Below are 14474 nucleotides of genomic sequence, written 5' to 3'. Positions count from 1 at the left end.
CAAGTTTCAGGGGAAGTAAATGCGCCGATATATGTCCATGATGGTTGCGCTCGTATGGGTGGCCTTGGTGTCTGTGCCGTCAACTGCGGCTGAGTTCGCAGAAGAGATCAAGGGGCTGGAACATAAGCCTGGGTTGATCGATCTGTATGTCGATCACGCGAAAGCTCGTGCGCTTTTGGCGCTGGATGGGCCGGATGGAGACGGTCAGATGGGCCGCTATATCTACGCCACCTACCTTACAGGCGGGCTTGGATCGAACCCTATGGGTCTTGACCGCAGCGTGCCGAATGGCAGCGACATCATCCAGTTCCGGCGGGCCGGTGCAAAGGTCATGGCAGTGATAGAGAATACCCGTTTCCGGGCGACCGCAGACAATGTTGCGGAAAAGCGCGCAGTGGAAACAAGCTTTGCCAAGTCCATCATCTGGTCCGGCGACATCATTGCCACGGACGAAGTTTCCGGCAAAGTGCTGGTGGACATCAGCAGCCTTCTGATGCGTGACGCAACGGGCGTTGCAGCGCGGTTGGGTGATACCGGGCAGGGTAGTTTCTCCATCGATAAGGACAGATCCTATATCGACACGCGTGCAGCCTTCATGTTCCCTATCAATGGTGAGTTTGATGCCCATGTGACATTCTCGGGCAAGAAGCCTGGGCCGGAAGTGCAGGCGACAACGCCTGTGCCGGAAGCTGTGACCCTGATCGCGCATACGACCCTGCGTGAACTGCCGGCTGATGGCTACAAGACACGCCGCTACGATGCCCGTGCAGGCATTCTGAGCATGGGGTATATTGATATGTCTGCAGGCCTGGACGAGGATGTGGTGACCGTTCTTGCACGGCGCTACCGTCTTGAAAAAGATGAAAGCGGTAATGTCATCAACCCGATCGTCTTCTATATCGATAACGGTGCGCCGGAGCCAATTCGCAGCGCGCTTCAGGAGGGTGCAAGCTGGTGGGCCGATGCATTCGCGGCCGCTGGCTTCCCCGGTGGCTACAGGGTGGAGATATTGCCCGAAGGCGTGCACCCGCTGGATGCGCGCTATAATGTGGTGAACTGGGTACACCGGGCCACGCGCGGTTGGTCCTATGGTGCGGCATTATCTGACCCGCGTACCGGCGAAATCCTGCGCGGTGTTGTGCTGCTGGGCTCCTTGCGTGTGCGCCAGGATATCAAGATTTTTGAAGCGCTCGCGGGAGCCGGAAAAACCGGCACAGGTGTGGCTGACGATCCTGTGCAGATTGCACTCGCGCGTATTCGCCAGTTGGCGGCCCATGAAGTCGGCCATGCCCTTGGCTTTGCCCACAATATGGCAGCCAGCACCTATGGCGGTCGGGCCAGCGTTATGGATTATCCTGCACCTGATGTTCGCGCCAACCCTGATGGGACGCTCGATTTTTCAAATGCCTACGGCGTGGGCATCGGCGCTTGGGACAAATGGACCGTGAATTTCCTGTATGGCGATTACGGCAATCAGGATGACCAGGCAGCGCAGGCGGCCCTTGTGGCTGAAGCCGATAAAGCGGGGCTGATTTATGTCACTGATCCAGATTCCCGCTCTGTTGGCACAGGCAATATTCGTGGTGCCTTGTGGGACACAGGTGAAGATGCGCTTGAAAGCCTCGCGAACACCATGACTGTTCGCCGTATCGCGCTGGACCGCTTCGGTGACGGCAATCTGCGACCGGGTGAAGATGCGACAGCGCTTCAAACCAAATTCGTGCCGCTCTACCTCTACCACCGCTATCAGCTGCAGGCAGCGGCGAAGCTTATTGGTGGGGCCGATTTCGCTTACCGCGCTGAAGGCGATGGGCGAGCGCTTCCAGTGCGCGTGTCTTGGGATCGCCAGCAGGCGGCGATCGATGCGCTTCTGGATACACTGTCCCCGGAAACGCTTGATGTGACTGAGCCGGTTTTGCTTGCCCTGTCGCCCCTTGGATACGGCGAGGGCGATCCGCAGTTTGGCCGCGAAACTTTCACGTCCGCGACCCGGCCAATGTTCGACCTGATGGGCGCGGCATCCGTGGCGGTGGATCTCAGCTTCGACGCGCTTCTGGCGCCCCGGCGATTGGCACGCCTGCATCAGCAGGGGCTGTTGGCAGACTATCCCGCGCTTGAGCAGGTGATGGCAGACATCACCGGGGATATGTTGGGCAAGCATCGCTCCGATGCCCGCTCAGAAGCGCTCCGGCAGCTGGTTGTTGGCCAATATGCCGAGCGGCTGATCACCCTGACACTTGGTCCGGATATTGCGGTCGGGGTGCGGCAGGCAAGCCGCGCCGCGCTGATGGGTTTGAAGAGGCAGGTCTCCCGTGCCCGCCGTGCGGCTCCGGCCTTCAGTGACGGCCTAGTGGCGCGGATCGATGATGCACTGGCTCGTGCGCGTACCCCTGCGGTAAGTCAGCCTGTGGCGCCAACCATTCCGCCGGGAAGCCCCATTGGTGGGGCCGAGACCTGCTGGCACTGTGCGCCTGATCAGTAGGCGATGCATATAGTCGGACCGGATGAAGGAGCCTGCGGGCTCCTTTTTTGTTGCCCGGTGCGATGGCCTTGATGGTTCCGGGCTGGTTCAGCATGGGCCGCTGTCACGCGACAGTAATTATGTCCCAAAAACCTACCAGATGATGTAGCCGCGCCAATTCCGATACATATTCGATCAATTTGGAGCAACTGCACTTGGTGGAAAAACGACATTAATTCTGTCCTGAAAAAATCGGACAAAATTAGTGTCGTTCACGCATTTCGGAGATGTTAGCGTGTCCGCAAGGGCAGGGGAAGCGGACCTCTAGCTCTGGTGAGCTGAATGTCGGCCCATCGCCAAAAGCAGTCCAGATTCATTGTGGACCAAATAAAGATCGATTGCAGGACCCTATTGACTGGGATAACCGCAAAGCAGATCCTTGCGGCGTGGATTGTTCCCAAGAGTGGCCCACCCAGGAAATCTGTGAGACCGTGTCTGGAAGTCTTGTCATCCAAGCTAGGTAGAAACTGTCTGCGCAGTAAGAACTCCTGAATTTCCAGAAAGCATAGCTCGATTTAAAACTGGGCTTTTGATGTTTGGATCAACCGCATGGACTGCCGGATTATAGTGAGTAACTGAACGGCATCCTATGGGTTATTCGGCTTTCCGTCGCTCAATTGTCGTTCCATGAACACCGAAAGTGGATCTGCGGCATAGGGAGGAAATGCCTCCCGCTCATGATAGCCCTGACGCCGATATAGTCCGAGCGCCTCTGGCTGGCTCACTCCAGTCTCCAACTGAATCAATTGAATGCCTGCCGCGAGTGCGTCAGCTTCGATTGCATGAAGTAGGCGCCTGCCAATTCCTGATCCCCTAGCGGACGGAGACACGAACATTCGCTTAATCTCTGCAGTGTCTTGGCCGGTCTTCTTCCAGCCGCCGCAACCCACCAGCTTGCCATTGTCCCGCGCAACAAAGAGGCGAAAGTCAGCGCGCTCCAGCTCATCAATATCTATCATATGATTGCTCTCTGCTGGATACAGGCTTGCCATGTAAGCGTCAGATGCAGCTATGAGTTCTAGGACATCATCCTGGCGGGCTGGTTCAATTTGAATAACGATCACCACAAATTCCAATCTGTTTTTCGATTAAGGCTGTTTGCCAAGTTGAAAGATTCCATGGACCTCAATCGAAACGAAGGGGCCAATTTTAAACGCTTGTCGTGTGAAACCTAGACACGGGGCATCATCTTGGAAATGTACATACTGGCCACAAGACGTTCAATCCGGTGTCGACAGGTCGCGGCGCCGCATAGTGGGGCACCTGCCGCAAACGCTATCTGTTCCTTTGTTCCTCGATACCGTGCTCGGATCATCAGAACTATTGATCACTACATTTCGTTAAGGCGAACCCCTGTGTCCAATGGTTCACAACCGGCCACCAAAAAACAAGGGGGCTCTATGGCGTTAATGGGAGCCAATTCTATCTAGGTGGCGATATGGCAAGGAACACGGTACTCCAGAGTTGCGCAGCGTTTGACTCAGTCAAGTGCGCTTGTCCTTGGCCGTAGGGTGCTGGATGGAAGGTGCCGCCTTCGTAGTTCCAGGACCACAGTTCAGCAGTTTTAACAGGATGGCCATTTTGGATAGCTGTCCACAGTTCTTTTTGGAAGCCAAGTAGTTGGTCGCGTGTCGATTTTGGCAAGTCCTTACGGTTGATCTGGCGGTCTAGTCCAGCAGCCATCATGGCTTGTTGCCATGGCCATACTACTGGCCCGTGATAGTGGCCCTTAGTGAAGATCGATTGCACTTCCGCATCTGCAAAAGCCGGGTTAGATACCAGCATGCCGACAGGGGTCATAAGCCCGGCAGGAAACGGTTGCCGTATTTGAAAAATGACTTTTTCAAGTTGGTCAATTTCGGGATCACTGAAAAATAGGAGGAATGCCGGATCTGAGTGAACTACGGAAACCGGTTCACCGTTGGTGTCTAAAGATAGGGCTGGGAATTGTACCAGTCCTTCAGACATCGATTTTGCTGCGATTGAGGGTATGCCGTTTTCTTTGGCATATTCATCGATTTTGGCCTGTGCTGTAGAAGGCTGCAGTGAAACTTCAAACAACGCTGGCGCATGATCGGTCCAAACTTGGGCCATGACTGCGGCTCTTTCTGCCAAGCCTTCGTCAGCAATGAGATTAGCGCGAGCCAGGTCAGCTATAGCCTCCAACGCTGCAGGAACTAGTACAGCGTTTACATTATATGGGTAGCGGCCATTCCCAAGGCCTTCTTGACTGTCGCGCCATTCGCCAACTCGGGAGCCATCCTTGATCCGAATCAAATTCTCGAAAACAGGATCATTCACAAAAGGCTGGGCGTGGTTTAATACATATTCCACGTTGCGCGCAAAAAGGTCGCTAAAAGTTGCTCCACTTGGAGATTTTTGGATTAGAAGTTCTTTTAGATGAGCAGCCTGATGTTCCCCCATAGCCATATACTTGGCCAACATAGGGGCGAGCAAGTAGCCCTCGTCGATCATGGCATAATCATAGACAGGATCTGCAGCGGCATGACCTGTTTCGTCCATGTGTCGCATGACAGCAAATTCTGCGATCTCTTCTTCGTGTGCCACTTGCCCATTTGGCGCCAGCCGGTTGAGGACCGAGATAATGGCGGCGTCTATTCCTTGGGGCTTGAGCGTCGGCATTAGAAGGGATGTAGACAGAAGAGTGTCTCGACCAAAGTATGTGTTGAACCGCCAGGAACCTGCGAGCATTTTCTCCTTATATGTGAGAAACGCAAGTATGTTGCGGGACAAGGGATCGTCTGCGGCTGTAGCGTTCAGCAGTTCCCCAGGCGCAATGGGTGTGAGAGGGGTATCGCCGGTGAGTGCCTGCATCTGAAATCGGATCAGAGAATCTTTGCCTGCAATTAATGTAATCCGACCGTCGTCTGCATGGCTAATTGAACCCGAAAGCATCTTAAGAGATAGTGCATATCCGCCCAAGCCGTCCAGCCGTTCACGAGACCAAACAATATCGTTAGCTTGCTGCTTCACTGAAGGGGTCAATCGAGAGTCAACCGTGGCCTCATGCATATATGTGCGAATGGCTCGGATATTGCCTAGGACAGCACGATTTATGGTCAGGGAGGAGGCTTGAGCCGTAACTGTGGCTTCGATGCCATATAGAGGTCCCGCAGGCGTTTCTTTGCTTATTGGCGAAATAAACTCTAGCGGACGCCAGTTTGCCGCCTGCTGCTGTTCATCGAACCATAGGCTTACGCCACTATTTCCGGCAGGAAACGCGACAATCAGCCGTGGTTTTGTGCCAGATGTCAGCACTGTATGCGCTGCCGATGAGCCGGAGCGATAGAACTCGTTGTAGATTTTGCCCTCGGTAACGGAAAAATGTAGTGGTGCCTCTTGGGGCTGGCTGGATGGCGATAGAGGCTGTTCCGCCATTGCAGGATCGGCAACGCAAGCCAACCCGGCCTGAGATAAAGCAAGTGCAAAAAATGCTGCGGATAAATGCTGAGGTATTCTTATCATGAAAATTTCGTCCTTAAATCCGATTGCAGCTCATTCTAGTGGGCTTCAATGATTGTAGTGGTGCTTTTACGGAACAGAAAAAGCGTGATCAAAAGCAGCGTCATTGGAACGAGGGACAGGTAAAAAGCCTGGGTCCCGCCTACTGCTTCGAAAACAGCTCCCGTGATCAGGGATCCGGTCGTGCCGCCCAAAGCGGAAAAGATGACAATCAACCCAGTCATTTCAGAGTGCTGGTACGTCGGAAGCGCTGTCAGTACGGCCGAATTGATCGCCGGATATATCGGCGCCAGAAAAAGCCCGATCAGCGGAAAGATATAGGTGGCCGGTGGCGCGTCAAACCAGGTGACATCCACGTTGGGGACGACACCTTCTGCCATTGGCAAGCTGATTAGAACCAGCGCACCCACGGCCAGGACACAGACATTCAGAACCGGGTACCAGTCAAACCGCGCCATCAGGGCCCCTGCGGAAAACCGCCCAAGCGCAAGGCTTGCGGCAAAGATGCTGGTGGCCTGAATGCTCATGCTGGACGGCAGGTGCAGTACCTCTCGGTTGAAGGTTGGCAGCCATGTGCCGATACCCTGTTCGATCAACACATAAAGGAAAGCCGACATAACGAAGATATAGCCAATGGGGCGGATCACGAGCCGTAGCATATCCATGAAATCCTGCGCAAGCGTGCTGCCCTCATGGTGCGCGCCGCTTTCATCAAACGGCGTCAGGTGAATAAACAGAATGCTAAGCGCCGTCAGACCGGCTAGCCACCAGTAGACATCAAGCCAAACAGGCGAGCCAGGCGCTGCATCATCGACGAAAGAACTGAACAAGGCGTAGCCCACCAGGACGCCGACCATGAACATGCCCTCAAGCGTATTCATGAAACTGGCGTGTTCCTTCCGGCTATAGGTGATCAGCCCGACGGAGGAGTAGACCGACACTTTCACGAGGGCGAACGACACGCCCACAGACAGGAACAGAATCTTGGTGGTCAGGAATGCAGGCACCAGCGGCATAGCGAGGCATGCCAGCGTTACGATACCAAGCCCCGTCATCATCGAGTTGCGGAAACCGAAGCGCGGCAGGAAGGATGCAACCAGAAAGGAGACGATCGCGATCGGCAGATCCTTGAAGCCTTCAAGAATGCTGGCACCAACCTTGGAAACGCCAAACGATTCCTGAACTTGGAGGATTACGGTCCCAACGCTGTTCAACAGAATGGCGAAAACAAAATAAACCAGAAACAGAGCAAACTTGATTCGCCAGTTATGCGTGAAACCTCCCACGGAACTCTCCTGTATTTCTCTTGCATGGTTTTTTGACATGCGCACTACAATAACAAGCTTGCAATCGATTGCAAGCTTGTTATTGTAGTGCGCCTCTTCTTCCGCCTCACGGTTCGTAGCGGAAGAATGCAAAAGGGATGCCGTAGTAAAGGATTGGAGTATTGTGAATTTGAAGCGCCTCAATAAACCGAATGCGCCAACGTTTCTGCCGGATGACTGGCGGCTGATGGAGAGCGGTTTCACGCCCAGCACCCAGGCTGTCAGTGAAACTCTTATGGCCCAGGCCAATGGCTATCTGGGCACCCGTGGCACCTTTGAAGAACCTGTGGCACCCGGCACCCATTCGATCGAGGGCACTTATCTGAACGGTGTCTACCTCAGGGAACCTATCCACTATGACGAATCCGCGTTTGGTTTCGCCAGCCACAACAACAAGATGATCCTAGTGCCCGACGCCAAGCGAGTGACCCTGACTGCCGGCGGCGAGACATTTGTTCAGGGCGACAGTGAACTTGACGGCCAGATGCGCGTCCTTGATATGCGCGACGGAATGCTGACCCGCACTAGCCGCTGGGTGACGCCGAATGGTATGCTGAAGATCAACTGTCGTCGTTTTGTATCGATGGCTGAACCTGGGCTGATGGTCATTGACTATCAGGTCAATTCTGTCGACTTTGTAGGGCCTGTCTCGCTGACCACGGGCGTCGGAGCCAACTATGGTGGCGCGCGTGAGGGCTTTGATCCGCGCGCCGGCGCCCTGTCTGTAGGAGCGTGTCTCGACAATCCTGTTGCTGACAAGAAGGCGGGTACGACGCTCGTCCTTCATGATGTGCGCGACAGCGAGCACGTCGTTGCCTCAGCATATCAACTGAATATCGAAAGCGATGCCGAAATCCTTGAATCGAAAAGCTGGCGCGAAGATAGTTGGGCAACGTGCCTTGAAGGTGTGCTGTCCCCCGGCCAGTCGCTCCGCGTGATCAAGTTTGTTGGTTATGGTGACTTTGACAAGGCCTCAAAGGAAAGCAACACCCAGCGACTAATTGCCAATTTGACCAACTGGGCAAGCACCGGCTTCGACACACTTTACCGGGCGCACAAGACCTGTTTTGACAGCTTCTGGAGTGGCGCTGACATCTCGGTGGACTCCGATGACCCGGTCGAGCAGGGCATCCGGTTCGGCCAGTATCATTTGTTCACCAGCGTTGGCAAAGACGGCAAGCGGGCCTTGGGTGCCAAGGGGCTGACTGGCCCCGGGTATGATGGCCACTATTTCTGGGACACTGAGATTTATGCTGTGCCTTTCTTTGTGTTTACCGACCCCGCTGTCGCCCGCTCGCTGATTGAATATCGTATCGGCACACTTGATGCCGCCCGCACCCGCGCCCGTGAGATGGGGCACAAAAGCGGTGCTCTGTTCCCCTGGCGCACCATCGGGGGGGAGGAATGCTCAAGCTTCTTCCCGGCGGGCACAGCGCAATATCACATCAATGCCGCCATCGCCTATGCCGCCATCCAATATGTGCTGGCAACCGGCGATAGTGACTTGTGGCTTGAGGGCGGTGCCGAGCTTTTGTTTGAAACCGCTCGGCTTTGGATGGGCCTTGGGCACTTCAGCGCCCACAAGGGCGACGCCTTCTGCATCCATGAGGTTACAGGGCCGGATGAATATACCGCCATGGTAGACAACAATCTATATACCAACATGATGGCCCAACATCACTTGCGCGAAGCTGCCGAACTTGCGGGACACATGGCGCAAGAAACGCCAGATACCTACAAGGCCCTTTGCAAGTCCATTGGTCTCACACAGACTGAAGTTCAAGCCTGGTTGCGTGCGGCTGACGCCATGTATCTGCCCTATGACGAGACCCTGGGCATTCATGAACAATGTGACGGCTTCCTCAACCGCCCCGAATGGGATTTTGACGGAACACCCACCGAGAAATACCCCCTGCTGCTGCATTATCATCCGCTGGTGATTTACCGCCATCAGGTTTTGAAGCAGCCGGACGTGGTGCTGGCGCAGGTCTTGCTGCCACACCTTTTCAACGAGTCTGATAAGCGTCGCAACTTGGCCTATTATGGGCCGCGCACCACACATGACAGTACGCTGTCTGCCTGTATGCATGCTGTGGCACACGCGGAAAGCGGTGACCGCAAAAAGGCCTATGCTTTCTTTGAAGAGACCTACCGCATGGACCTGGAGAACCGTCACGGCAACACCCACTATGGCAACCATATGGCCTGCATGGCGGGGTCCTGGATGGGGCTGACCTATGGATTTGCCGGCATGCGGTTCGTGGGCGGGAACCTCTCGTTCCAACCCTATCTGCCCGATGGCTGGTACCACTATGCCTTCAAGGTGCAGGCTGCAGGTACCACACTAAAAGTTCTGGTCACCGAGGATGAGACCCGATTTGACAATGAGGGTGCCGCCGAGCTTCGCTTCACCCACTATGGCAACACCGTCACCTTGCGGGGCGGCGACAATATCGCCCTGCCTAATGCATGAGTTTTGTTTGGAGTATCCACATGGCACAGAAAGCCTGCATCTTTGACCTGGACGGCGTGATCACCGACACGGCGCATTATCATTTTCTGGCCTGGCGGCGCCTGGCACAGTCGTTGAATATTCCTTTCGACGAAGAGGACAATCACCGTCTCAAAGGCGTGGGACGGATGGAATCGCTCGCCTATATCCTCGACAAAGGTGCGCGCACGGTCTCGGATGACGAGCTCGCCAGCCTTGCCCACCAGAAAAATAAAGACTACCAGGACCTGATCACGGGCATTTCGCCTACAGATCTGCTGCCCGGCATACTGGACGCTTTCGCATGGCTGAAGTCACATGGCTGGCTGGTCGGGTTGGCCTCCGCTAGTCGAAATGCGCCACAGGTGTTGGCAGGACTAAAGATCACCGAACAGTTCGACTATGTTGCCGACGCCGGTGCCATCCCGAACGGCAAACCCGCGCCCGACATCTTCCTTGATGTAGCCAAAGCCTTCGGCCTGTCCGCCAGTCAGTGCGTGGGCGTGGAAGATGCTGTCGCTGGCATCACGGCCATCAAGAGCGCAGGCATGTATGCTGCGGGCATTGGTGACGCAGCAGTCCTCACTGAAGCCGATATTGTGCTACCGACGCCCGAGGGCCTGCCGGAGCAGGTGTTTTCAATATTCTAAAGGTGGGGACGCCGGGCGTTAGCCTGACCCGCATGTGTCGCGAATTACGAGTTCCGTGGGCATAGCCACATGCTCGACTACCTGGCCGTCAAGTATTTTGATCAGGTTCTGCACTAGCAAGCGTCCGCCCTCGCGTACATTCTGCCTGATGGACGTCAGCCCCGGCATGCTGAAAAGGGCAGGTGGATTGTCGTCAAATCCCACTAGGGCAACGTCATTGGGTACCTGGATACCTAATTCTGCAAAACGCTTTAGTACACCGAGCGCGATATTGTCGCTGACGCAGAACACTGCGTCGCACACCGGCCTTCCATTACTGGTTAAGGATTCCGCTTTTCTGTAGCCGTCTGATTGAGAAAAGTCTGTTGGCACCACAAGCGCATCGTCAAGAGGAAGGTCTGCTTCATCATGTGCCTTCTTGTAACCCTCCCAGCGTTGCTCCATCTCCGGATGACGAACATCACCCATAAAGGCGATATGGCGGCGACCATTCTGTACGAGGAGGCTGGTGGCGTCATAACCGCCCTTCCGGTTGTCGCTGCCCACGGTGAAGTAATTGTGGCCTGCTATCTCGGCACCCCAGACAATGAAGGGAGCTTTGGCGTCTGCCAATCGGTCGAGTCGCGGGTCGTTGCGGCCTTGGCCAATAATAATTAGGCCATCGGCGCGCTTCGATTCGAGAAAGTAAGTATTCAAATCAGCTATGTCCTGCTGATTGGTTGACAGCAGAAGATCGTATCCGTGATGTGCGGCTTCATCCGCGATACTGCCCAGAAGAACCATCATGAAGGCGTTCGACAGGTCGTGACCCCATTCTCTATCAACCAGTAGCACAACCGCCAGCGTGTGTGTTTTCTTGGTGCGGAAGTTGCGCGCTGCAGCATTGATTTCATAGTTGTTCTCGCGCGCGATGCGCTGCACCTTTGCCCGAGTGTCCTTATTGATCAGCGGACTATTCCTGAGTGCGCGCGACACGGTCGCTTCGGATACACCGGCAAGCTTGGCGATATCCGCCATCGTTAGATTTTTGTTTTTTTCCATTTAGTTTTACTACATGCGTCAACATAGCTTTGTCGAGTTATATTACAAAATTATGCAATCGATTGAAATTTTGTATTGCAAACGATTGCAAAGCAGCGTAGAAACGAATCCATTCACCGCTTTGATGTGAGTGCAGACACGTGTGTGCGACTACAGCCGCCACACAGTCGGGGTGGAAGCCGGCTTGTTGAGCATCGCTTAAAAGCATACATTTTTGTGAAGTGTGGGAGGGCCAAACACATGCGTTTTACACTGAACCACCTAAAATCCAGTACCGCCCTGGCGACATTTATCGCTTTTTCGGCAACAGCCGTTTCAGCACAAGATACCAGCGCCGATACTGAAACTGACAACATGGCATTTGAAGAGATCGTAGTTCTGGGAACACCAGGCGGCGCCGGCGTTGCTAAGCAGGATGCCAGTTTCGCCATTACGACAATGAACGAGGATGCGATCGGTCTAGCCGGCACCAAAAGTACGGCGGAGTTGTTCACGCTCGTACCCGGTGTGTGGGCTGAAAGCTCCGGCGGTGTGGCTGGTGCGAATATTGACGTGCGCGGCCTGCCAGGTGGAGGTGATGCCCCTTTTGTGACCATGTCCATCAACGGCTCGCCAATCTACGGAACAGAGTCTTTGTCTTTCTTTGAGCAGAGCTCGATTTTCCGGATCGATGAAACCATCGCCAGCGCAGAGGCACTGCGTGGTGGCCCGAACGCCGTCTTCTCGAACGGTGAGCCCGGTGTAACGCTGAACTTCAATCTGAAGAAAGGTGGCGATGAGACCGAGGGTCGCGTCAAATACACCACCTCTGACTATGACCTGCAGCGCGTTGATGCGGTAATGTCCGGCCCTCTTGGCAATGAGCTTTATTATATGGTCGGCGGTTATGTTCAGTCATCCCCGGGTGTGCGCGACGCCGAATTTAACTCTGAAAAAGGAAAGCAGGTAACCCTGCAACTGACCAAGATTCTTGAGAATGGCGAGATCAACGCCTGGACTCGGGTGACCGATGACCATGGCCAATGGTACCTACCGATGGCGCTGTTCACTGGGAATGACTTGGGCGATTTCTCGCAACTTGGGAATGCCACGCGCTTCCGCACCCTGCAGGTGAATAGTAACGGCGATACCGAAACCTTCGACTTTGCTGGTGGGCGCGGCTGGGACGGTAGCGTCTCTGGTCTGAATATTGACTTTGATCTGGGTGATGGCTTCGCCGTCCGTAACAACATGTCCTACACTAAGGGTAACGCTGATACATATGGCCTTGTGCCGGATGGTAGCCCAATCCAGGTGTCAGCTCTTGGGCTGGCCTCTGTGTCTACACTGGGCGGTGAGGCTTTGTCCGATAGCGACTATATCCAAAACTATGGCCACTGGGTTGTCCAGAAAGATCTGGAGTCCTTCACCAATGACCTTAGCCTTTCGAAAGAATTTGGCGATCATGAGGTGACCGTCGGTTATTACAAGGCTACATGGTCTTCAGACGATTTCTGGACACTCGGTAACTTTACGCCAGTTCACAACGTGGCAAATGGCGATTTTCTCGAGGACAGCATTGCTTGTGCTGATTTGCAAGCCGCTGGTTCAGGTTCAGGTTGCTGGGCATACGGCATCAGCTCTGCCGGCGACGCCTCCGCTGACGCGCTCTACTTCGCCGACAGCTGGCAAGCTACGCCTGACCTTCGCGTCGATTTCGGCCTACGCGAGGAATGGCTCGATATTGATTATGTCCTTGATAGTGGCCCAGGTTACCCTGACGGTGTGCGCGATATGTCAACCAACCTCAAGGACAATGCCTTTTCCTACACGGCTGCCGTGAACTATGACATCAATGACGATCTTGGTGTATTCGCTCGCTATTCGAAAGGCTCTCTGTTCCCCAACTTTGACGGTGTGCGGGAAAGCAGGCTCAATGTGAATGGCATCAAGCAGCTTGAAGGCGGCGTGAAATATTCGGGAGACCACTTCGGGTTGTTTGCTACTGCCTTTTACAACAAGAACGACAGCTTCTCGAGCACTGTTGGCAGTGTAGTTTCTGCTGCAGCTTTCAAAACGCGTTCGCTTGGCGTCGAGCTTGACGGACGCTATACTTACAATGCATTCGATCTCGCCTTTATCATCACGTTGCAGGATGCAGAAATTACTGACTCGACAACCACGAGTGACATTGGCAACCGCGTGCATCGGCAACCGAAATACCAGTTCCGTATCAGCCCAAGTTACGAATTCGAACTTGGTGACATGACAGCTACTCTCTATGGAGCCCTGCAAGTGGTAGGTGACCGGTACGGTGATCGCGGCAATACAGTTGAACTTGCTGGCTATGAGAAAATCGATGCTGGATTGCTCGTAAATACCCCCTCAGGTCTCTTCTTCCAGATCCATGCTGATAACTTGAATAACAGCCATGGTATCACGGAAGGTGACCCCCGTAACCCTGCTGCACCAAACGGTCGCCCCATCCTGGGCCGTTCGGTGAAATTCAGCATCGGCTACGACTTCTAAGTCCCGAGTAAAGGCCCGCCTTTCCTCCCCTTGAAGTAGGCGGGCCTCTTCCCCTCTAAACAATAGATTTCCCATCCAAGTAATTGGGGCCTAGGGCGTTTCCGGAAGCATCCGGAGGCGCCCTCTTTTTCAGAGGACGCATGCCAAGAAACTGCGGACAGTAGCGCGGGTTGAAGTTTAGCTTTGGTTGTACTCTACTTCGAAGGTGCCAGCTTTCGGCCGGGCAATTAAATTGTCAGTCTGGTCGTGTGACTTCCTTCTTCGTCCCCCTCTATAACGGCTTCTGAAACACCGACTTTTGAGGACACTACTCGCGAAATGCAGTGATATTAATAGCGAGCGCCTAGGCCAAGCTCGCTGCCTGATACTGTGTTTTAAATCGCGGAAGGTAAGTTTCCCCAAAAAAGTAGTAGGCGAGAAATAAGATTGAATAGCCCCTAGATTTCTAGACACCT

At 54.3% G+C, this 14474-nt stretch carries 8 protein-coding genes; 4 read left to right on the top strand and 4 right to left on the bottom strand.

Going from position 1 to position 14474, the window contains the following annotated elements:
- Positions 1 to 19 precede the first annotated feature (19 nt).
- The gene (locus ACFO5Q_RS08995; RefSeq protein WP_068151919.1) at positions 20 to 2482 is read left to right on the top strand and encodes a zinc-dependent metalloprotease; all 2463 of its coding nucleotides are present in this window, start codon (positions 20 to 22) and stop codon (positions 2480 to 2482) included.
- A 626-nt stretch (positions 2483 to 3108) separates the two neighbouring features.
- Here the strand turns inward: ACFO5Q_RS08995 and ACFO5Q_RS08990 are convergent.
- The 3 genes from ACFO5Q_RS08990 to ACFO5Q_RS08980 form a co-directional block, all read right to left on the bottom strand.
- Positions 3109 to 3588: a GNAT family N-acetyltransferase gene (locus ACFO5Q_RS08990; RefSeq protein ID WP_068152538.1), complete on the bottom strand. Its 480-nt coding sequence runs from the start codon at positions 3586 to 3588 to the stop codon at positions 3109 to 3111.
- 355 nt (positions 3589 to 3943) lie between these two features.
- A complete protein-coding gene (locus tag ACFO5Q_RS08985) occupies positions 3944 to 6007 on the bottom strand; it encodes a hypothetical protein (protein WP_068151922.1) in 2064 nt (687 codons plus the stop codon).
- Positions 6008 to 6042: 35 nt separating this feature from the next.
- Positions 6043 to 7290 (bottom strand): MFS transporter, encoded by a 1248-nt coding sequence (locus ACFO5Q_RS08980; RefSeq protein WP_231727330.1) that lies wholly within the window; start codon positions 7288 to 7290, stop codon positions 6043 to 6045.
- A gap of 163 nt (positions 7291 to 7453) precedes the next feature.
- Here ACFO5Q_RS08980 and ACFO5Q_RS08975 point away from each other — a divergent pair, with 163 nt between their 5' ends.
- Together ACFO5Q_RS08975 and pgmB are read left to right on the top strand one after the other, a co-directional pair.
- Positions 7454 to 9802, top strand: a complete 2349-nt coding sequence (locus ACFO5Q_RS08975) for a glycoside hydrolase family 65 protein (RefSeq protein ID WP_156432054.1) — start codon at positions 7454 to 7456, stop codon at positions 9800 to 9802.
- Positions 9803 to 9822: 20 nt separating this feature from the next.
- On the top strand, positions 9823 to 10470 hold the full coding sequence (gene pgmB, locus ACFO5Q_RS08970; RefSeq protein WP_068151926.1) for a beta-phosphoglucomutase: 648 nt from the start codon (positions 9823 to 9825) through the stop codon (positions 10468 to 10470).
- Positions 10471 to 10488: 18 nt separating this feature from the next.
- On the opposite strand, the gene ACFO5Q_RS08965 is transcribed toward pgmB, so the two are convergent.
- A complete protein-coding gene (locus ACFO5Q_RS08965) occupies positions 10489 to 11511 on the bottom strand; it encodes a LacI family DNA-binding transcriptional regulator (RefSeq protein ID WP_082720058.1) in 1023 nt (340 codons plus the stop codon).
- Positions 11512 to 11751: 240 nt separating this feature from the next.
- On the opposite strand from ACFO5Q_RS08965, the gene ACFO5Q_RS08960 reads away from it, so the two are divergent.
- Entirely contained in the window at positions 11752 to 14019 is a 2268-nt protein-coding gene (locus ACFO5Q_RS08960) for a TonB-dependent siderophore receptor (RefSeq protein ID WP_068151929.1), read from the top strand.
- Positions 14020 to 14474: the final 455 nt, after the last annotated feature.

The organism is Kordiimonas lipolytica (assembly GCF_042651265.1).
Lineage (GTDB): Bacteria > Pseudomonadota > Alphaproteobacteria > Sphingomonadales > Kordiimonadaceae > Kordiimonas > Kordiimonas lipolytica.
The sequence above is the reverse complement of the archived record's forward strand: the minus strand, read 5'-3'. Positions and strand labels throughout refer to the sequence as shown.